Genomic DNA, 19808 nt, shown 5'->3' with positions numbered 1-19808 from the left:
ATGGCCGATCCCATCCAAGTCACCGCCTCCGTCCGCATCCCGGGCGACGCCATCCGCTTCAAGGCGGTGCGGGCCGGCGGCGCGGGCGGGCAGAACGTGAACAAGGTGTCTTCCAAGGTCGAACTCCGCATCGACCTCGCCGCCATCGAAGGCCTGCCCGAGGACGCGCTGTTCCGCCTGCGCGTGGCCCAGCGCAACCGGCTCGACGCCGAAGGGCTCTGGATCATCCTCAGCGACCGCACCCGCGATCAGCTCAAGAACCTCGAGGACGCCCGCGAGAAGGCCGCCGAAGCCGTGCGCGAGGCCCTCGTGAGGCCCGTTGCCAGGCGCGCCACCCGCCCCACGCGGGGCTCGAAGGAACGCAGGCTGGAGGCCAAGAAGCGGGCCTCCCAGACCAAGCAGCAGCGAAGGGGAAGCTTCGATTAACCTAAAGACCACCGAAGGGGATTCCATGTCCGAGCCGCAGACCTACGCCTCGCACCGTCGCGTCGATCCCTGGTACCACTACTTCGTGATGCCTTTTGGCTTTCTCCTGGTGTGCGTGGCGGCCGTCGCCCTCTTCCGCAAGCCCAGCCTCCATCAGGCTTTCGCGCTGCTGGGCTCCTTCGCGTTCCTCATGCTGATCTTCAAGGTTCGGCTCTACGCGCTGAAACTCCAGAACCGCCTCATCCGGCTGGAAGAAGCCCAGCGCATGGCAACCCTGCTGCCTGAAGATCTCAAAGCGCGCAGCTCCGAACTGACGATCCCCCAGGTGGTCGCCCTTCGCTTCGCCTCGGACGCCGAACTGACGATCCGGGTCCGCGAGGCCCTCGATGAAAAGCTCAGCAGCGAGGCCATCAAGAAGCGCGTCCAGACCTGGCGGCCCGACACGTACAGGATCTGAGCGAAAACGACGGATCCACCACGAGGGGCCTAAACCGCGTGGTGGATCCGTCCTGAACGCATCGCGTCAATCGCGGATGTAGTGGCAGGTGTAGCCGCCGGGGTTCTTGACCAGGTAGTCCTGGTGGTATTCCTCGGCCTTCCACCAGGGGCCCGCGGCGGTGATCTCGGTGACGATGGGCCGCTTCCACTTGCCGCTGGCATCCACCTCGGCCTTCACACGCTCGGCCGTCTGGCGCTGCGCTTCGGAGTGGTAGAAGATCGCGCTGCGGTACGAGGTGCCCATGTCGTTGCCCTGGCGGTTCAGGGTGGTGGGATCGTGGATGCGGAAGAAGAAGCGCACCAGGGCCTCGAAAGTGGTCTTGGTGGGATCGAAGCGGATCTGCACGGCCTCGGCGTGACCCTCGTGATGCTGATAGGTGGCGTTGGCCACGCTGCCGCCGGTGTAGCCCACCTCGATGCCGGTCACGCCGGGCTGTTTGCGCAGCAGGTCCTCCATGCCCCAGAAGCAGCCGCCGGCAAGGGTGGCGATCTCCTCTTTCGTCTCTTTCGGCGCGGGTTTGCCGAACAGCGGCAGGAAGGCACCCAGACCCTCCTTCTCCAGATCCTGCACGGGCACGAAGCGCAGTGAGGCGCTGTTGATGCAGTAGCGCAGGCCGCCGCGATCCCGCGGGCCGTCGTCGAAGACGTGGCCCAGGTGCGAATCCGCATCCTTGGAGCGCACCTCCGTGCGGACCATGCCGAGGCTCATGTCGCGCTTCTCCACGACATCCTGACCGGCCAGCGGCTTCGAGAAACTGGGCCAGCCGCAGCCTGAATCGAACTTGTCCTTGGAGGAGAAGAGAGGCTTCCCGCTGACGACATCGACGTAGACGCCCTCGCGGTGCTCGTTCCAGTACTCGTTGCGGAAGGGCGGCTCGGTGCCGGCCTCCTGGGTCACGTGGTACTGCATGGGCGTGAGCTTCTTCTTCAGTTCGGCAGGGCTGGGCTTCTTGGAATCGGACACCTGATCCTCTCGATTGGGCGAGGCTGTCGCAGAGGCAGCCCCAGGATTGATGGACGGGTTGGCAGAGGCGGAGAACCGACAGCCCGCAAGGGCCACTGTAAGAGCTATGCCGCCCCAGATGGCTCGTGGACGCATGAAAACCTCCGGTATGAAGGGTTGGATGCATAGAATCCTCCGGATGGTACAAATCCCTTTCCGGGTCGGTTCCAGGCGGGTTTCCATCGCGTCCAGCCCCAGGAAGGGCGGGCCTTCCACTACAATGGAGCCTGCGCATTAGGAGCCACCCTGCGTCTGATCATCGCCGAGAAACCGAGCATGGGCCGTGCCCTGGCGGAAGCCCTCGGGCTGCCCGGCAAGGGACGGAGCCTCATCGAGGGGAACGGCCTCGTGGTGACCTGGTGCGTGGGCCACCTGGTGGAGGCCCTGAACCCCGAAGGCTACGATCCCGCCTGGAAGGCCTGGCGCTGGGACCGCCTGCCCATCTTCCCCGCGCCCTTCCGCTACGCGCCCATCGCGCAGACCCGCGAGCAGTTCGACGTGGTGGCGCGCCTCCTCAACCGCGCCGACATCACCGATGTGGTGAACGCCACGGACGCCGGGCGCGAAGGCGAGCTCATCTTCGACCTCGTCTACCGTCTGGCGGAGTGCACCAAGCCCGTGAAGCGCTTCTGGGCGTCGAGCCTCACCCCCGAAGCCATCCGCGAAGCCTACGCCAACATGAAGCCCGGCGAGGCCTACACGGGCCTGCGCGAGGCCGCCCGCAGCCGCCAGGAAGCGGACTGGCTCGTGGGCATCAACGCCACCCGCGCCCAGACCCTGCGCATGCGCCGCGCGGGCGCCGAGGACGGCGTGTGGAGCGTGGGCCGCGTGCAGACGCCGACGCTCGCCCTGCTCGTGCGCCGGGAACTGGACATCCGCGATTTCAAGCCCCAGCCCTTCTGGACGCTGCGGGCCCGCTTCGCCCATCCCAACGGCGCATACGAGGGCCGCTGGTTCAAGGAGGCGGAAGGCCAGACTCAGGAGCGCTTCGCCAACGAGACCGAAGCCCGCGAACTCGCGGCGAGGCTCGAAGGCAGGCCCGGGAAGATCCGCAGCGCCACGGGCCGCACGGAAAAGAAGAAACCCGAACTGCTCTACGACCTCACCACCCTGCAAAAGGAAGCCAACAAGCGCTTCGGTTTCACCGCCGAAGGCACCCTGGGCCTGGCGCAGAACCTCTACGAGAAGCAGCTCATCTCGTACCCCCGCACGAACAGCCGCCACCTCACGGAGGCCGACGCCCAGAAGGCGCCCCAGTGGATCAAGGCCCTGGCCCAGGGCCAGCTCACGGAGCTGCAGCCCTTCCTCGACGAGCTGCGCAAAAAGTGGCCCGTCAAGCTGGACAAGCGCTTCGTCAACGACAAGGAAGTGGAGGACCACGCCGCCCTCGTGCCCACGGAAAAGCCCGCCAGGGGCCTCGCCGGCGACGAGCTGCGCATCTACGACCTCATCGCGCGGCGCTTCCTCGGCGCCTACTTCCCAGATCGCGTGGAAGCCAAGACCACCATCATCACGGAGGTCGAAGGCGAGACCTTCAAGACCAACGGCACCATCGTGAAAGAAGAAGGCTGGTCCGCCATCGATCCCCCCCATCGACGCAAGAAGGCCGAAAAGACCGCCGATCCTGCGGAGGCCGAAGCAGGAGCGGAGGGCCACCTGCCGAAGGCAGGCCCACAGGGCGAGGCACAGGAAGTGCCGAGTGAAGAGGAGGCGGATGAAGAGGTCGAGGGCGGCCTGCCCATTGTGAAGAAGGGCGAGGCCGTCGACGTCGCCTCGCTGCATCCCAAGGAAGGAAAGACCACACCGCCCAAGCGCATGAGCGAAGGCGACCTGCTGGCCGCCATGCAGGGTGCGGGCAAGGATCTGGATGACGAAGCGCTGCGTGGCGCCATGAAAGATTGCGGCCTGGGCACGCCCGCCACCCGCGCCAACATGATCGAGACCCTCATCAAGCGGGCCTACATCGAACGCAAGCGCAACGTCCTGCTGCCCACGGAGAAGGGCATCCGGCTCATCCAGGGCCTGCCCGCCGAGGCCCTGCGCAGCGCCGAGCTGACGGGCAGCTGGGAGGCTCGCCTGGAGCGCATGCGGCGCGGCGAAGAGGCCCGCGAGACCTTCATGACCGATATCCGCGGCTTCGTCAGCGGCGTCGTCGCTGAACTCCAGGACGCACCGGCCCCCCACGTCCACGGGAAGCCCTGCCCCACCTGCGCCAAGCCCATGCGGATCATTCCGAGCACCCGGCGCGGCGACTTCTTCCATCGCTGTTCGGACTGCAACATCGTGGAACCGGTTCCAAAGCCCTCCTGAGCCGTCGACCTTTGTCACAACAGGGGCAGCCCTCCCGGGGCCTGGTTCCTATCCTCAGAATGATCAATGCCGGCCGTCTCCTCACCGAGGCCCCGAAGTGTGACGTCCGCCACCGCGGTCCGATCCCCACTCGTGCAGACTGAAACACGTTTGTCAGGGGCTCCTTTGCAGCATCCGTTCCGCCAGGCCTACGATTCCGAGATCACCTTCCTCGATTCCGACGAGACCGCCCTCGCGGCCCTGCGGCAGGAGAACCAGCAGCTGCGCACGAAGGAGGCCTTCCTCAACCGCCTGCTCATGGCCATGACGCTCCTGACCCGGCACCGCTCCCTGGCCTCCGGCGACCTCAAGAACGCCCTCCGCGACATCACCCGCATGGCCGCCCTGTCGGTGGAGGTGCAGCGGGCCAGCATCTGGTTCCTGGACGAGGCGCGCACGGATCTGACCTGCGCCTGCATCTTCGACAGCCTTGAAAGCCTGCACGGCGAGGGCGCTCGGCTGCTGGCCCGCAACTACCCCGCCTACTTCGCGGAGATCGAGCGGGGTCGCGTGGTGGCCGCCGAGGACGCCCTCCAGGACCCCCGCACTTGCGAATTCGCCGAGGGTTACCTCCGACCCCTCCGCATCTCGTCCATGATGGACGTGCCCATCAAGGTGGGCGACCGGCTGATCGGCGTCGTCTGCCTCGAACATACGGGGCCCTGCCGCGCCTGGCAGCCCGAGGAGCAGCAGTTCGCGGCCTTCGTCTCGAGCCTGGTCAGCCTGGTGATCGAGACTTCCGAGCGGATCCTCGGCCTGACGGGCGCGAAATAGTCGGATTTCATCGCAGAACGAATGCCGGGTGGAATCGATGCCGATTCTTTACCCAGCCTTCGAGGAGTCCACCATGATCCGGACCTTTGCGACGCTCGCCCTCTGTTCCACCCTGCCCCTGGCGGCGGAAGATCCCAGCCGCAGCTTCCAGTTCGACCTCCACCGGGTCGGGCCAACCTTCGAAGGTCATTTCCTGGGGGTTCAGGACGGCAAGCCCCTGGTCGTCGACCTCAAGAACGATTTCGGCATCCAGAAGGACACCACCAAGATCGGCCTCGGCATGGAATACCAGGGGCCGCGTTTCGGCGTGGAGCTTTCGGCCGAAGAGCAGGACTACCGCGGCCACAACTTCATCCAGCGGGATATCCAGATCAACGGTTCGACCTTCCATGCGGGCGCGGTGGTGGATTCGACCGTCAAGATGACCGACTACACCTTCAACTGGACCATCCGCGCCTTCACTCGGCCCCAGTTCTGGATCGGCGTCGACCTGGGCGCCCGCGTGTGGGCCCTGGACATGACCGCCTCGGGCTATGAGCCGCTGACCACCGCCTACATACCGCCCGTCACGGAAAAAGTGCCCCTGCCCATCCCCCAGGTCGGCATTTCCACGGGCTTCAACGCCTTCGACCGGCGCCTCATCGCCAAGGGCTACTACCACCTGCTCAGCTACAAGGGCGCCACGTACCATCACGTGGGCGCCGACGTTCGCTTCTTCCCCATCCAGTGGCTCGGCGTCCGGGTCTTCACGGACGATGAAAAGCTGGACGTGCCCAAGGGCTCCCTCAAGGACGACCTCGAAGTCCGCCTGGACCGCCAGGGAACGGGATTCGGCGTGGTCGTCCGCTTCTGATCCCGCCTTTCCTCATTGACCCAGAGTGAGCCGGTAGCCGTTGATGGTGATGACTCCGCAGCCGGTCTGGATGTTCGGATCCGTGATCGAAGTATTGAAGCGGATCTCCGCGCTGGCGGGGGGAAGCGAGAGGTTGAGCACGCCCGAAGTCGGATAGGTGCAGCCCGAGGTCCAGATGAGGGGCGTGGCCTGTGCGATGGTGGCCGTCAGGGTGTCTCCCGCGGGCTGGGTCTGCTGGAAGCTGTAGGTTCCCCAGAACTTCATGGCATTCGCATTCGACCAGTCGGCCTGGAGATTCGGTGTGTACGACCAGGACTTGTTCTTGCTGGCATCGGTGGCGTGCTGGAAGGTCACGCTGAAGGGCTGGCCGGCCGGTACCGCCACGCTGCCGGTCTTGGCCGCGGTATTGATGGTGGTGATCTTGGTGCCCGTGTAGTGCCAGGTCCCGGCCGAATCCGCAACGGTCAGATCGTAGACGGCCGTATCGACGAGGGTGGTCGTCCCGGCGGCTGTGACTGTCACCGTGCCAGACAGGGTGCCACCGTTGGCGGAGCGGCATCCGTTGAAGGTGTATCTGAACGTGGTGAGGTTGACCGGCGTGACCGTGATGCAGCCGCTGCCCGAGACGCCCGCCGACAGGTTGTCGGGCCGGATGGTTTCAAGATCCGTGAACACGATGGTCGCCACCCCTGCGGGCGAGACCTTCAGGGAGGCCGGATCCGTGTTCTGAACAGTCACCTCGGGGCTCGAGGTACTGCTGCACGCGACGATGCCCAACATCAGGCCCAACACCAGGCTCGGCATCAGGCCCAGCGTGAGGAAAGTAGCCGGATAGGTTCGGACGGACATAGGCCCTCCTTGTGGCTTCTGCCTCCATTATCGAGCCGGAGCAGGCACAGGATTAAGAACCTACCGGACTCCGGCCGCTTTTCCGGATCATCCAGACCCCGGTCCCCGGAACTCTTGGCGGAATCCTGGCATCCAAAGATCAGACACCCATCCATCCACCGCCTGGAGGCTTTATGCCACCTGGGAATCAGCGCACCAAAATACCGGCCAAAGTCATTGAAAAAGCCACCGCCGAAGCCTGCGTCGCCATCGCGCACCGTGTGGCCCGCGTCCATTTCCAGGGGAATGACCCGCTGGGATCCAAGGCTGCCGAGCAGGTCGCCCGGTTCATCGAAGAGGAATTGCTGGGAGCGCCCCACATGGAAGGCGGGCAAGGCATTTGAGGGCCGGTCCTACCAACGAAGGCCTTTATGCATGGCCGCGAACTCTGGATCCGAACCTGCCGCCTGCGAGGTGGTACCGGCGATACTGAAGGACGCCGCGCGGCAAGGAGCGTCCATGGGTTTCGAGTTCAAGCCTGGTGACCGGGTGCGCCTCACGCGCACGGGCGTGACCTTCTACGGAGGTGCATGGCCGCACCATGTCCCCCAGGGTCAAGGCGGAGGAACCACCGGCACGGTGCTCGTCGCCGAGGACCGCCCGCACAAGCCCGGAGCCGCTCCCAGACCCTACTATGTCCGCTGGGACAACCAGGTCGAGAACAGCTACCGGGAAGAAGATCTGGAGGCCGCCACCCCCGCGGAACCAGGGCCGGACGCTGAACCCTTGAGCGACCAACCGACCAACATCGTGCCCTTCCGACGCCTGCCCTCCTGACCGTTGGAGGCCCGAAAATGACCGTTCGGCTGTTTTCAGCCTTGGGAAGGCTGTGGGCGGGTATTTGGTAGATGGCCCAGGCGGCGCCATGCGACTCGAAGGAGGGCAGATGCTTTCAGATCGGGACGAAAGCAGGGATTCCTGCCTCCTCCGTGCCATCAAAGAGGGATGGCAGAAGCCCCGCCGGAGCAGGCCCGTGGGCCGCCTCCTGCATCCCTCGATGTAGGCGGACTCTGTCGAACCGGAGGCCGCAGATGCTCCCTGCCAAGTCCACCGCTGGCGACCCGGGCCCGGATTTCAAGGCCATCTTCGAGTCGTCACCGAACCTGTACCTGGTCCTGGATCCGCACCTCAGGATCGTCGCCGTGAGCCAGGCCTACCTTTCCGCGACCTTGACTCGCCGCGAGGAGATCCTTGGCCGCGACATCTTCGACGTGTTTCCCGATAATCCGGACGATCTTGGGGCCACCGGAGTGTCCAACCTTCTCGATTCCCTCCGGCGGGTGATCGCCCTGAAGCGGCCCGATGTCATGGCCGTTCAGAAATACGACATCCAACGCCCACTTCCCGAGGGGGGCGGCTTCGAAGTGCGCCACTGGAGCCCCGTCAACACACCCGTCCTGTCGCAGGATGGCGACTTGATCTACATCATCCACCGGGTGGAGGACGTCACCGAATTCGTGCGCCTCAAGGAGGCCCACCGCGCCCAGGGTGACCTTGCAGAAGAACTGAAAGACCAGGCCTCCAGAATGGAAGTGGAGGTCTTCCAGCGGGCCCAGGAGATCCAGGAAACGAACCGGCAGTTGCGGGATCTCCAGGCCCACCTCGAGGCCCGCGTGGCGGAACGCACGGCTGAACTTCAGGAGGCCATCCAGGCCCTGAAGCAGAGCGAGGAACAGCTGCGCCAGTCCCAGAAGATGGAAGCGGTGGGCCGTCTGGCCGGAGGCATTGCTCATGATTTCAACAACCTGCTGACCGTGATGTTCAGCGCCTCCCAGGCCCTCGAAACGAAGCTCGGGGAGGATAAGAACCTGGAGGCGATCCTGGTGGCCTCCGAGCGCGCGGCCCGCCTGACCCGCCAGCTCCTCGCATTCAGCCGCCAGCAGATCCTGGCCCCGCATGCCATCGACCTCAATGCCTCCCTCGACGGACTGGGCCCGATCCTTCAGCGACTCGTGGGAGAGGAGATCGAGCTTCAGGTCCGAACGGTTCCCGGGCTCCGGACCATCTTTGCGGATCCCGGCCAGATCGAGCAGGTGATCCTCAATCTGGCGATCAATGCGCGGGATGCGATGCCCGAAGGCGGAAGGCTCGTCATCGAAACCCAGAATGTCGATCTCGACGAATCCTACGCTCAGGAACACCACGGCGTTGCACCCGGCCCCTACGCCAAACTGGCCGTGAGCGACACGGGCCATGGCATGGACAAGGCGACACAGGCCCGCATTTTCGAGCCCTTCTTCACGACAAAAGAACTCGGGAAGGGGACCGGCCTGGGCCTCTCCACCGTCTTCGGAATCGTGAAGCAGAGCCATGGCCACATCTGGCTGTACAGCGAGCCTGGCGTGGGCACGACATTCAAGATCTACTTCCCGGAAATACCGCAGGATCATGGGGCGTCACTGGCGATGACGGCCACTCAGACGGCGGACGAGGGCGGCAACGAAACCATCCTCCTGGTGGAAGATGAAGACCAGGTCCGCGAAGTCGCCGGAAACACCTTGAGGGAGGCGGGCTACAAGGTCCTGGAGGCCCGGAACGGAGACGAAGCCGTCGAGATCTGCCTCCAATCCGAAGCCCCCATCCACTTGCTCCTCACGGACGTGATCATGCCCGGCATGAACGGGCGGAAGGTGTCCGAAATGGCGATCTCCGCCCACCCAGACATGGCCGTCCTGTTCATGTCCGGATACACCGACGACGCCATCCTCCGCCATGGCGTCATAGAAGCGAATGTGCCCTTCCTTGAGAAGCCGTTCACCCCCAGGAAACTCAGGATCAAAGTCCGGGAAACGCTTGAGCGGATGGCGCAGCAGGCCAGCGGAGGATAACCCGGATCGCCCATCCGTCCGACCTTCATCCCGCCGCTTCCTCCTCCGCGAGAAGACCCGGAAGCGCCCATGCCGCGTTCGGCGCAGGCGAATTCGTGCACTTCGCCAGGAACTTGTCCACGTCGTCCGCCCAGGTCGCGTTGGGGTGCTCGATGCCGCGCAGGAGGGACAGCGCCTCCTCCAGATCAGTCAGAGCCAAGGAGGCGATGGTCAAAGGGACTGAAGACGTAAGGCGGCGGTTCCGGAGGTATTCCTTCAGGGCCTGCCTGCTCTCTGGAGTGGTGTGTGCCTGGACATTCATGGGTGCCTCCTGGGTTATCCAGAATGGCGAATTAAAAGCGAATGTCAACCATCAGCGAATGCCCCAAAAGAATCTTCGAATTCGCCAGAAAATGTCCAATCGACCGGCCTAAGTTGGCTCCATGCGACCCCTCGAAATCACACCCATGCAGACACCCCCGACTCAGCAGCCTCCCGCAACCGGGGAGCTCCCGGCAGACCGTCGGCGACCCGGCGTCCACCCCGCAAATCACCTCGCTGCCCTGGCTGGCGCCGTCCCCCTGCCCGGCCTCGAACCATGGACTGGTTTCGGCCGTCTTCGTTGACATCCAATCCGGCAGGGGCAGGGACTTTCTTCGACCAGCCGCTCAGACAAAAGGAAAACCCCCGTCGACTCAAAGTCTCCGGGGGTACCTCACTGGAGCCAACTACAGGATTCGAACCTGCGACCTGCTGATTACGAAAAAGATGGTCTATGACTTTGTGGAACTGATTGGAACACATTCAGATTGATTTTGTTTGAGTTATAATCTGATAGAACGAATTGGGACTTGATGGATCTAAGCCCGGATGTATATTGGTAGGACAACGGGAGAAACAATGCCCAGGGTGTCCATAAAGCAACTTACAGACACGCGCTGCCAGCGGGCGAAGGTGAAGAAGCACCCAAAGACGGGCGAGCCGGTCATGACCTATGAGTGGGATTCGGCCATCCGAGGCTTCGGGCTGCGCATTACCGCCCTGGGAACGAAAACCTTCTGCCTCAAGTTCATCGATACCCACGGGAAGCAGGCCTGGATGCCTCTTGGGCCCTACATCCCTGGTGTTGTGGATGCTGAAGGGGAGAACCTCTCACTCCTTAGCGCTCGAAAGCTGGCCGGGGAGTACAGAACCCAGATCGCCAACGGGAAGGATCCCCGCATCGAGAAGAAGAAGGCCCTGGACATTCCAACCTTCCGGGAATTCGTGAAGACCCATCTGGAGGCACAGAAGAAGAAGCTGCGCCCCTCCTCCTACAAAGGGACGAAATTCTACCTTGATGAGTTAGCCGTGCCGGAGCTGGGGGACTTCCGTATCAATGAGGTAGAACGCTTCCAGGTGTCTGCTTTAGTGGACAAGGTGGCCACGGGGTGGCGTCCAGGCATAAAGAAGGGCGAGAAGCCGTCGAAGCCGACTCCCGCCGCAGCAAACCGATTCCAGGCCGCCCTATCTAAGCTCTTCAGTGAATCCGAGCGAAAGGGATTGAGGACTCAGCACACAAATCCCTGCCAACTTATCGAAAAGCAGGCGGAGGCCAAGGGGAAGGAACGCTTCTTGACCCCTAAAGAACTGGAGAGCCTGGGCAAAGTCATGCGGAAGACCCTGGCAGCCAACGCGGCCGAAAAGCACCCGCTGAAGACGGTCCCCTATGAGATCGCAGCAATCAAGCTCCTGATGCTGACCGGAGCCCGCCTGAATGAAATTCTTGGCCTGGAATGGTCACAGGTGGACAAAGTCAGGGGGGTTATCCGAATCGAGAAGCACAAGACCAGCGGGAAGAAGGGCGCCAAGGAATTGCCCTTGAACGCAGCTGTCCTATCCATCCTCCAAGACCTGGAGAAATTGCCCACTCGTGAACTCAAGGGCCGATACGTCATCCAGGGGCACAAGCACGGGGAGCACCTGGTCAATCTCCAGAAGCCCTGGGATCGCATTAGGACCGCCGCTAAATGCCTGGACGTCCGAATCCACGATCTACGCCACACCTTTGCCTCTGTGGGAGTCACAGAAGGCATGAGTTTGCCTATGGTTGGGTCGTTGCTTGGTCATTCTCAGCCATCTGTAACAAACCGTTATGCCCACCTGGATACGGATCCCCGCCTCCAGGCCTCCGAACAGATCAGCGCCAAGATCGCAGCATCTCTGGGCTGAACCAATCACACCCGCAGGGCAACGCCCTGCAATTTGCTGGGGGTACCATGAGCACCAATGGAAATGTCATCCCGACATTTGATGAATTAAAGGTGAGGAAACCAAACCTCACCCCCTCTGAATACGGGCTGAAAATCTTTATGACCGAAACCGAAAAGGAGCCATCCTACAAAAAGTTCGAATTAAAAATGAAGCGGAGAATGGCCCAGCCTGCAATTAAGCTGAGCGGCCTGAAACGTGAATGTGATGGAGTAATACACGATGTTGCCATGCTCACGATGCACCCATCGCCTCTCGTTCGAGCAAAGGCCAAGAGAGAAGCCCAGATTGCCATTGATACGTTAACTGCTCTGCTTAAGCTTCGAAGCTAAGCTTAAGACAGGCGCGGCTAGGGTAGCTCCCGAACGCTGGTCCCACACCAGCTGCCGCGCCTCCTTTGTGGGGCATCGGTGGGGGTGCGTTGTGGATTCAAGTAATCATTCAGATCCGGTTTGGCTGCAATGGATCAACCCAAAGCCGGTCGATGATGAAGAGGTTGCCAAGATCGAGGCCGCGCTAAGAGAGGTGATTGAGACAGTTGAAGACCTCAATTATCTAGACACAGAAGGCCCACGCATTATCCCCAAACTCCGCCTCGTCAAAGAACATCTGGATGCAGTAGCGCTGCTACTTGAATCCTTGCCCGACCACAGAATTTTTAACGATTCAGAGAAGGCAAAAGGTTGGAAGGCTTCGATCGAAACGGTCAACCTTGGTGTCGCTGGTCTGATTAAAAAGGATGAAGACTGGTTGGCGTCCGAGATTGCAGCCCATGGGCCTCTGCCACTCCGCAAAGCAGGCCGCCCAGAGGAGGAAGGTAAAAGAGGTTGCGTGTTATACGTTTATGAGACCCTAAAATCACTCGGCAAACGTCACGGAATGCACCAGAACGGGCCGGTTGCCAATCTGGCTAGGTGGGTCTGGATCGAGGCTGGTGGGGACGACATGACCACCTTACGCGCCTGGGGTTCACACGCTGAGGCCTGGGTAAAGGAGTTGAAGGATGAGGACGAGCCACTAAAGACAATTGAATTAATATCTATGGATCAACTAACAACAAACATCAAAAAGTGGGTTGAGGACCAGAAAACCAACCCGAATTCCTGAATTGACTGGTCCTGACAGTTGATAGTCCTAGCACGACCCTTTTGATACAGCGGAAAACCGCCGAACCAAAAGGAGTCCAATCGTGAAGACTGCACACCCAGAACCCCAGAGAGTAGCGCTGAGAATCGCTGACTTCTGTATCCGATACAGCGTTAGCCGAACGCGGGTTTTTGAAGAGATCAAGGCGGGTCGGCTCCCTGCCAGGAAAGCAGGACGAGCGACCCTGATCGCCGTGGAAGATGGGGACTCCTGGTATGAGTCCCTGCTCCTTCGCAAGGCGAGTTGAGGCGACCCGATGAGAACCGATCACGCATCCCACTTAATGGGGGCTGAGGACTCATGCGGATCTGCGAATCCAGCATCAGTCACGGTGAACATCCCATGCTCAAGACCGCAGGACCTGGACTTCTTGGCAGCGGAGCACGAGGCTCTTGAGGCGGCCGGCGTCCCCTGGGAGTGGCGTGACGCCCTCCGGAGGACGATGCCGACTTCACCTGAGGAAGGTGCCCCCTGCCCCGGTGGATACGGATTCGGAGTATGAGTACCTTCCGTTGGATCCCGCGAAAGAAGAAGGCCAGCGCCAGTGTCACGATCCATTCCAACGTTCTGAAGGTTCTACAAACCAAGGCCCCACTCCCCTCCATGCCTCGGATGGAAGAACGGTTCGCGCCACTGATGGCCCCGAATGCCACACCGAATGAAGTGTGTTACCTCTTCGGCTCGTATGTGGCCAGGGTTCGGGCCAAGGCGAACCCCAATGCCAAGGGAGTGCAGAACCCAAATTCAGCGGCTTTCCGAATCATCGAATTGGCCTGCTCATTGGGTGCCTACCGCCTGGCCCTCCGAGGTGAGCTGCTGACCGATGAATCCGTATTTGCCGAGGCGCGAAAGGTCATGCCGGAGCTCCGGGCCCAGGTTGACGATGCGGAGGCGGGCCATGCTCCACACGAGGCCTAATAGGTCCTTCCAGGCCCAAGGGAGGGCCGTCTAATGGCCCGACGCCGATTCCTCCAGCCTGGTTTCTGGTCCAATCCCCTGCTGTCAAAATGCCCTGCCCTCACGCGGCTGATGTTCCAGGTGATCTGGACGCATGCGGACTTCGATGGAGCCTTCCAGTGGGATCCAGAGGCCCTGGCTATGAAGGGTCTCCCTCGAGATGACTTCGACGCTGGGGAGGCCCTGGCCCGCCTAGAGCATGACGGATTCATTCGGTCCTACACGGTCGGAGGGAAGCGGTTCGGCTTCGTAGTGAACTGGCACAAGCACCAGGATCCCCACCCAGGGGAGAAACCCATATTCCCACGCCCATCCGATGACCCTGACTTCCAGGTGAAGGTGAAAGAGGTTAGGTGGCGCAAGCCAGGAGACACGGCCTTTGAGTCTCCCGAGATCGAACGTGGCCTTTACCCTTGGCTGCAACTTGCAGGCAGGTTGCTGGCAACTTGCACAGAGGTTGCGGGCAGGTTGTCAGCAACGGACAAAGAAGGAAAAGAAGGAAAAGAAGGCCCAAGCCAGGAAGAAGATGTACCTAGGTTGGAACCACTCACCCGGCAAGGTCCGAAACCGAAAGCGGAACGGCAACCGAAACCCATCCCAAAGCTAGAGGCCATCCTTGGCCCCAAAGGGTCGCCGGATGATTTGGCCTATTGGAAGCTAGTCGGAATCTTCGGAGCGGCTAAGAATCCAGCTCCGACTCAGACTGCACAGGCATTCGTAAATGCCATGATGACCATTCCACCTCATTCCATCCTGGCCAAGGCACAGAATCTCAGGGACTCCCTCTCAGGGCCACAGTTCATGCCACAGCTCCAGAAATGGCTGGATGGTCAGGGATACCTAAACCCCGACGCACCTTCGGCAGGGATGGCCCCTTCTCACCGCCGTGAGTCCGACGAGGAATACGCGGCATTGCTGGAGAGGGAGCAAATCGGTGCCTGAACTCTGCCGGACTCCCGAACACCAAGACGCTATCCTCGATGGCGAATGCTGGAAGTGCCGCAAGGAATCGGAACGTCTGGATGCGATTGCCCAATTCCGGGCCGAACGCTCCCGGCGAATCCTAGACCTCCTCTGGGACGATGGCCGCGGGCTCCAGCGCCGGGAGGCCCGTGCCGAACGGGAACGGATCCCTGGGCTCATCCTCGAGGCAATCCCAGGCAGATTCCGGGCCGGGCACCTGGAGGTTGGATTCGGGATTGGAGGCGGGACCGGGATTGGAAAGACCCAGGCCATCGCGGCCCTCCTGACCGAAGGTCTCACCCACTGGTCCGAGCGTGTGATCGTGCCTAGCATCCAGGGGCAATGGGACAGCCGGAAGGACTTCCCGCGAGTCGTGTGGTCCAGCTGGCCCGATGAGGTCCATTGGCTTCGGTCCAATGCCGTGAATGGGGCAGAGGAGCGCGTGGAACGATTGGCGATGGCTCATCTCTTGGTCCTGGATGACCTGGGACGGGAGCGCCTCAAAGGCAGCTATACGGAAGACTGGGGGGCCTCCCAGCTCGATCACATCATCAACTCACGCTACCGGGCGGAGCTCCCCACGATCTGGACCACGAACGTCTCCCAGGTTGACCTGGTGCGGCTGTACGGTGCCGCCACGGTTCGCCGGCTGATCGAGCCTAACCCTCTTTCATGGGTCACAGGCTTGAAGCCGTTCAATCTTCCGGGGAGGCCCGCATGAGGCGCGCGTCGTCCAAATTGATCCCGATCCAGAAGGCCCAGCTTGGCGGTTCGGAGGTCAACGCCGTTTCAGGTAGGGACCTCCATGCATTCCTGGAAGTGGGCAAAGACTTCACTACTTGGATCAAAGATCACGTTGAAGCATTCAGTTTCATTGAGGGCCAGGACTTCGAGGTTTTCACCGAAAACGGGGAAAACCCCAAGGGTGGTCGCCCCGCTAAGGAATACATGACCTCCATTTCCATGGCCAAGGAATTGGCGATGGTTCAGCGAACAGCCAAAGGCAAACAGGCCCGCCTCTATTTCATCGAGTGTGAGCGCCGCGCGACTGGCAAACAGACATCCAAGCATCTCAATCGCTGGCTCCATGCGGGGGAATGCAAGTATTGGTCCATGGGTTACACATCTCACCCTCATTCAGGCCGCAAAGGTGCGGCATGAACTCAATGGATGAATGGCTGACGCGACTTCGAGAAGCGTTCAGGGTATCTATGCCGAACAACGAAGACCTGGCTATCGTGCTCGCGAACCTGGCCTACGCCGTGAGTCGTGAGTGCTTGGCAGGCCATCGAGTTCCACCCCCACCCACGACTCCGCTTTCCCCAGAAACGCGAGAGGAACGCCACAAGCGGGTAATAGAACTTCTTGGGATTGGGGTTCCTGAAGCCGAGATTGCCACGAGAGTGAATCTCCACAGATCCACCGTCAATCGCATCAAACTCCGACGCCGAGCAACTAAAAATACTGTCGCCCCTTGAGCCACCAACGCGACAACGGCGCCTCATCCTTGGCTGTGGAGGCTGCGCCGTGAATGAACTCGACCGATTACGCGCGAAGAAAAGGCGGCGGCAGGCTGCGCTTCAGCAAATCGGCGAGATGGAGGATCGGCTTCAAATTCTCAAGAATTCGTTTCAGGAGATCAGGACCCGCGCGCTCACGCTCCAAATTCGCTATTCACGGTTCATCCCGGATGCAATCCGGTTTAGGGCCACGTCAAAAGAATCCCTGCTGAAAGAGATCTCAGAGATTTCCGAGAAAGACGCCCTGTTAGATGAAATCGCCGGCGGCTTGGACTCCATCCGTTCGGAGTTCTTGACTCTGGCCCGTACCGACGAAGCCGAACTACAGGAACTCGACGCACTGCTCAAGTCACAACTCAAGGAGGATTCATGATCGTAAAGTTACCGATGGACCGTCTCAAGGAAATGCTTGGGCAGATGGTTGCCTTCGCGGACAGGATGGAGACGCTGAACACGGCTCGGATTTCCAAGATCGCTGCCATCAATACGGATAGCAGCCGAACCTTGGCATGGAAGACCACGGCAATTGAGCCCCTGCATACAGCCCCCGAACTCGACGCTTTGGGGGCCCAGGCACGACTTCTCTGGGATGCAATCGCGGAGCAACGGGGGCTCTGGCGTGATTCCGCCACCCTTCTGCGAGACACTGCGGTTCCCCTGCCCCGGCCGCATCGGCAGCCGGCTCCAATCCCTTCTGGAGTGGTGGGCTCTCAGCGCCGGCCGCGTCCATGCAAACGCAGATCTCGGCCCCGATTGTCGTCCACGTGAGCAACACGGGTGGCGCCACAGTGAGCGCGGACAACGCCGGCGCAGCCAGTCGGGACCTCGTGAAGATGTTTGAGCCAGTCATGAATGACTGGGCCGTGAAGCAGAAGCGGCCGGGCGGGATGCTGGCATGAGCCAGTAGTTCTCCCACCTGCACCCAGAATTCAGCAGAGATCTAACCTCACCTCCTGCTTGCCCTGAGGCGAGAATGCAACCGCTTCTGCACCGTCATTGAGGATTTCGGGCATCATGCTTCCCATGATCAGCCGTGAAACCCGCACTCATTACATTTCGTCACGAACCTATCAGTCATAGTTGGTTTCCCACATCGCGGGCAGTTACCATTTTTCACGCAATCAGGGCAATCACTAATGTGGGCCAAGGGCATCAACATCACTGCACCCTTCCCGTCGCAGGTTTTGCAGACAGTTGTTGGTGGAGGGACACAAACGGGAGACACCCATCCGGACTCCTCCCATTCGGATATTTCTTGGGTCACCTGGTCGAATCGTTCCGCAAGCCAGCGCCCAGGCCCAAGAGATTCGATCAAAACCCAATGTCCATCAGTCCGTTCGATTTTCTGACCAACGTAATGATTTCGCATCCTCAGGCCTCCCGATCGGATTTCACCTGCGCCTGGTGATTCCAAGCACCCCAGACGTGACTCGCGATTTCCATCAATTCAAGCGCTTTCGATGTCATTTTCTGGCAACCAATTGATTCGCAGTAGGCCATTACCACTTGGTCTGAATACCGCCCCCACGCCATGGCAACCACCCCGTCATTTTCAGATGCTGCGGTTTCCCAAAGCTTGAACAACCCATGCATTGACCGTAGCCCAGCGTTGCTCGTGTCGCTTGGCTTATAACCAAACTTTTCACAGTCAGAAATGAAATCAGATAGTTTTCGAGTAATGCTCATAATTGCCTCCTTAATTAATTTGCTCACAGTATTTCAGGCTTGCGGCAACACATGTTAAATAAACACTTACAGGTAAACCGGAGATTCAAACCATAAGGAGGCACATTGAAAGTGCTGACTTTTCTGATCAAAGCGCCCGATGACCACACCATAGAAGCCTCCCGTGAAGTGGTGGAGGGATGCTCAAGTCTGCTCTTCGCAACTTACGAAGCGAATCCCACTGTTCGCCTCCGTGACAGGCGTTACTTCACCAATGACGCCGGGTTCGACATGGGCGACCCTGCTGACTTTCTCAGAGAATAACTATGTGCGGACGCATGGTATCTGCGGCGATAAAACGGATGCTGCGGGAGGCCTTCCCAGGCCGCCCCATGAAAGAACTCATCAAGGAGTTCATGGATCGCTGGAATGTAAGTCCGGGGCAGAAGGTCCCAGTCATCGAGCCAGGTGAGGAATGGACGGTCACGGAACGCATGTGGGGCTTCCAACCTGGATGGAGCAAGCGACCCCTCATCAATGCTCGGGCGGAAACCCTGCATGAGTTGAAGACCTGGCGCGGGCCATTCAAGGACGGGCGCCTGGTGGTGCCGGCCACTGGCTTCTACGAATGGCCGGTGATCGCGGGCCGCAAGCGCGCCATGTTCATCCACCCTGCCGAGGGGCATCACTTTCTCTTCGCGGGCCTGGGGCTGCGCCACGAAGGGGAGGACGTTTGCGCCGTCATCACCACCTTTCCGAACAAGATCATGGAGGAGCTCCACCCCAAGTCCATGCCGGCGATACTTTCACCAGAGGCCGCCGAGGCGTGGCTGGACCCCAACACATCGCAGGCGGACCTCCAGGCCCTGCTGGGCCCCTGTCCTGACGAATGGATCGAGGCATATGAGGTGAGTTCGGCAGTGGGGAATGTGAAGGCGCAGGGGCCGGAGCTAATCCTCCCCATTGCCTAATCGAACTGGAGTAGCCATTCCCTGTCGATTCGAGAGGCCTATGCTTGGTGCCCCGAGGCATCAATGCGCCACCCATTCCAAACTGACTCGTTCGATCCAAGCGACTTTGAGCTAGTGAAGAAGGTGTGTGCGGGCCAGAAGCTTCATTTGGGGTTCCACATCGGCTCAACTGCCCTGGGGGTAGACGGAGACCGCTGGATCTGGCTCCACCATCCCTACCCATACCCAACGCCCTACAAATTCGGCGGTGGGTTCCTTCACCAACTTGTCTATCCGATGCCGGAATCCTTCGGTGAAGATCCGTACCAGGCTATGAACGCTTTCGAGTGGGCTTGGAACTTCGAGCGGAGGCGTCTCTGGGCATTGGAGCCGCCCCTAGTGCCGGCACAGGCACCCCTGCGGCCTGCAATACCTCCAGCACCCGCTCCGATTCGTTCACTGCTTCGAAGACAGCCCAAGGGCCGTCCTGTCGCACTGGCAGGTGCTGTACCTCTGCCAGGGCTAGAACCTTGGACCGGGTTCGGTCGTCGGGGATGAGCTGCTTGATCTTCATGGGGCCACTTTACGTCAAGGCCTCCAGCCAACCTGAGAACGCATGGGATGTTTATCGAGCAAAGCGAAGGCCCCTCGGAAGGGGCCTAAGTGTGGAGCCAACTACAGGATTCGAACCTGCGACCTGCTGATTACGAATCAGCTGCTCTACCAGCTGAGCTAAGTTGGCGCTGGCCTCTTAGTTTG

22 protein-coding genes and 1 tRNA gene are annotated in these 19808 nt (G+C 60.9%); 18 read left to right on the top strand and 5 right to left on the bottom strand.

The window, feature by feature from the left end; genetic code table 11:
• Together arfB and QSJ34_RS02880 are read left to right on the top strand one after the other, a co-directional pair.
• Nucleotides 1-426, top strand: coding sequence for an alternative ribosome rescue aminoacyl-tRNA hydrolase ArfB (arfB, locus tag QSJ34_RS02885; RefSeq protein ID WP_285570044.1), 426 nt, complete (start codon nt 1-3; stop codon nt 424-426).
• A 25-nt stretch (nt 427-451) separates the two neighbouring features.
• The gene (locus tag QSJ34_RS02880; protein ID WP_285570041.1) at nt 452-883 is read left to right on the top strand and encodes a DUF6526 family protein; all 432 of its coding nucleotides are present in this window, start codon (nt 452-454) and stop codon (nt 881-883) included.
• 66 nt (nt 884-949) lie between these two features.
• Here QSJ34_RS02880 and QSJ34_RS02875 read toward each other — a convergent pair whose 3' ends face one another.
• Nucleotides 950-1888 (bottom strand): bifunctional methionine sulfoxide reductase B/A protein, encoded by a 939-nt coding sequence (locus tag QSJ34_RS02875; protein WP_285570039.1) that lies wholly within the window; start codon nt 1886-1888, stop codon nt 950-952.
• A 285-nt stretch (nt 1889-2173) separates the two neighbouring features.
• Here QSJ34_RS02875 and QSJ34_RS02870 point away from each other — a divergent pair, with 285 nt between their 5' ends.
• The 3 genes from QSJ34_RS02870 (at nt 2174) to QSJ34_RS02860 (ending at nt 5903) form a co-directional block, all read left to right on the top strand.
• The gene (locus tag QSJ34_RS02870) at nt 2174-4237 is read left to right on the top strand and encodes a DNA topoisomerase 3 (RefSeq protein WP_309568724.1); all 2064 of its coding nucleotides are present in this window, start codon (nt 2174-2176) and stop codon (nt 4235-4237) included.
• 165 nt (nt 4238-4402) lie between these two features.
• Nucleotides 4403-5050: a GAF domain-containing protein gene (locus tag QSJ34_RS02865; RefSeq protein ID WP_285570036.1), complete on the top strand. Its 648-nt coding sequence runs from the start codon at nt 4403-4405 to the stop codon at nt 5048-5050.
• 73 nt (nt 5051-5123) lie between these two features.
• Nucleotides 5124-5903, top strand: coding sequence for a hypothetical protein (locus QSJ34_RS02860; protein ID WP_285570033.1), 780 nt, complete (start codon nt 5124-5126; stop codon nt 5901-5903).
• 12 nt (nt 5904-5915) lie between these two features.
• On the opposite strand, the gene QSJ34_RS02855 is transcribed toward QSJ34_RS02860, so the two are convergent.
• Nucleotides 5916-6752 (bottom strand): hypothetical protein, encoded by an 837-nt coding sequence (locus QSJ34_RS02855; RefSeq protein ID WP_285570031.1) that lies wholly within the window; start codon nt 6750-6752, stop codon nt 5916-5918.
• Between the two features lie 173 nt (nt 6753-6925).
• Here QSJ34_RS02855 and QSJ34_RS02850 point away from each other — a divergent pair, with 173 nt between their 5' ends.
• The 3 genes from QSJ34_RS02850 to QSJ34_RS02840 all read left to right on the top strand — a co-directional run bounded on the left by QSJ34_RS02850 (nt 6926) and on the right by QSJ34_RS02840 (nt 9619).
• Nucleotides 6926-7135, top strand: a complete 210-nt coding sequence (locus QSJ34_RS02850) for a hypothetical protein (RefSeq protein ID WP_285570029.1) — start codon at nt 6926-6928, stop codon at nt 7133-7135.
• 115 nt (nt 7136-7250) lie between these two features.
• Nucleotides 7251-7568 (top strand): hypothetical protein, encoded by a 318-nt coding sequence (locus QSJ34_RS02845; protein WP_285570026.1) that lies wholly within the window; start codon nt 7251-7253, stop codon nt 7566-7568.
• 254 nt (nt 7569-7822) lie between these two features.
• Complete coding sequence (locus QSJ34_RS02840) at nt 7823-9619, top strand: ATP-binding protein (RefSeq protein ID WP_285570024.1); 1797 nt, start codon at nt 7823-7825, stop codon at nt 9617-9619.
• Nucleotides 9620-9644: 25 nt separating this feature from the next.
• Here QSJ34_RS02840 and QSJ34_RS02835 read toward each other — a convergent pair whose 3' ends face one another.
• Entirely contained in the window at nt 9645-9920 is a 276-nt protein-coding gene (locus tag QSJ34_RS02835; protein WP_285570022.1) for a hypothetical protein, read from the bottom strand.
• A 578-nt stretch (nt 9921-10498) separates the two neighbouring features.
• Here QSJ34_RS02835 and QSJ34_RS02830 point away from each other — a divergent pair.
• The 8 genes from QSJ34_RS02830 to QSJ34_RS02795 all read left to right on the top strand — a co-directional run bounded on the left by QSJ34_RS02830 (nt 10499) and on the right by QSJ34_RS02795 (nt 16807).
• The gene (locus tag QSJ34_RS02830) at nt 10499-11809 is read left to right on the top strand and encodes a site-specific integrase (RefSeq protein ID WP_285570020.1); all 1311 of its coding nucleotides are present in this window, start codon (nt 10499-10501) and stop codon (nt 11807-11809) included.
• Between the two features lie 47 nt (nt 11810-11856).
• Nucleotides 11857-12180: a hypothetical protein gene (locus QSJ34_RS02825; protein ID WP_285570018.1), complete on the top strand. Its 324-nt coding sequence runs from the start codon at nt 11857-11859 to the stop codon at nt 12178-12180.
• 91 nt (nt 12181-12271) lie between these two features.
• A complete protein-coding gene (locus tag QSJ34_RS02820) occupies nt 12272-12955 on the top strand; it encodes a hypothetical protein (protein WP_285570016.1) in 684 nt (227 codons plus the stop codon).
• A 537-nt stretch (nt 12956-13492) separates the two neighbouring features.
• Nucleotides 13493-13912 (top strand): hypothetical protein, encoded by a 420-nt coding sequence (locus tag QSJ34_RS02815; protein ID WP_285570014.1) that lies wholly within the window; start codon nt 13493-13495, stop codon nt 13910-13912.
• Between the two features lie 111 nt (nt 13913-14023).
• Complete coding sequence (locus QSJ34_RS02810) at nt 14024-14893, top strand: hypothetical protein (RefSeq protein WP_285570012.1); 870 nt, start codon at nt 14024-14026, stop codon at nt 14891-14893.
• Nucleotides 14886-15635, top strand: a complete 750-nt coding sequence (locus tag QSJ34_RS02805) for a P-loop NTPase family protein (RefSeq protein ID WP_285570010.1) — start codon at nt 14886-14888, stop codon at nt 15633-15635. The genes QSJ34_RS02810 and QSJ34_RS02805 overlap by 8 nt, the downstream gene beginning before the upstream one ends.
• Complete coding sequence (locus QSJ34_RS02800) at nt 15632-16075, top strand: antA/AntB antirepressor family protein (protein WP_285570008.1); 444 nt, start codon at nt 15632-15634, stop codon at nt 16073-16075. The genes QSJ34_RS02805 and QSJ34_RS02800 overlap by 4 nt, the downstream gene beginning before the upstream one ends.
• Nucleotides 16076-16441: 366 nt before the next feature.
• The gene (locus QSJ34_RS02795; protein ID WP_285570006.1) at nt 16442-16807 is read left to right on the top strand and encodes a hypothetical protein; all 366 of its coding nucleotides are present in this window, start codon (nt 16442-16444) and stop codon (nt 16805-16807) included.
• Nucleotides 16808-17805: 998 nt separating this feature from the next.
• Here QSJ34_RS02795 and QSJ34_RS02790 read toward each other — a convergent pair.
• The gene (locus QSJ34_RS02790; protein WP_285570003.1) at nt 17806-18120 is read right to left on the bottom strand and encodes a hypothetical protein; all 315 of its coding nucleotides are present in this window, start codon (nt 18118-18120) and stop codon (nt 17806-17808) included.
• A 105-nt stretch (nt 18121-18225) separates the two neighbouring features.
• On the opposite strand from QSJ34_RS02790, the gene QSJ34_RS02785 reads away from it, so the two are divergent.
• Nucleotides 18226-18423 (top strand): hypothetical protein, encoded by a 198-nt coding sequence (locus tag QSJ34_RS02785; RefSeq protein WP_285570000.1) that lies wholly within the window; start codon nt 18226-18228, stop codon nt 18421-18423.
• A gap of 2 nt (nt 18424-18425) precedes the next feature.
• Nucleotides 18426-19070 (top strand): SOS response-associated peptidase, encoded by a 645-nt coding sequence (locus tag QSJ34_RS02780; RefSeq protein WP_309568718.1) that lies wholly within the window; start codon nt 18426-18428, stop codon nt 19068-19070.
• Nucleotides 19071-19715: 645 nt separating this feature from the next.
• On the opposite strand, the gene QSJ34_RS02775 is transcribed toward QSJ34_RS02780, so the two are convergent.
• Nucleotides 19716-19791: transfer RNA gene (locus QSJ34_RS02775), tRNA-Thr, on the bottom strand.
• Between the last annotated feature and the right edge of the window lie 17 nt (nt 19792-19808).

Source organism: Geothrix limicola (assembly GCF_030268085.1).
In the GTDB taxonomy this organism is placed as follows: Bacteria; Acidobacteriota; Holophagae; order Holophagales; family Holophagaceae; genus Geothrix; species Geothrix limicola.
The sequence above is the reverse complement of the archived record's forward strand: the minus strand, read 5'-3'. Positions and strand labels throughout refer to the sequence as shown.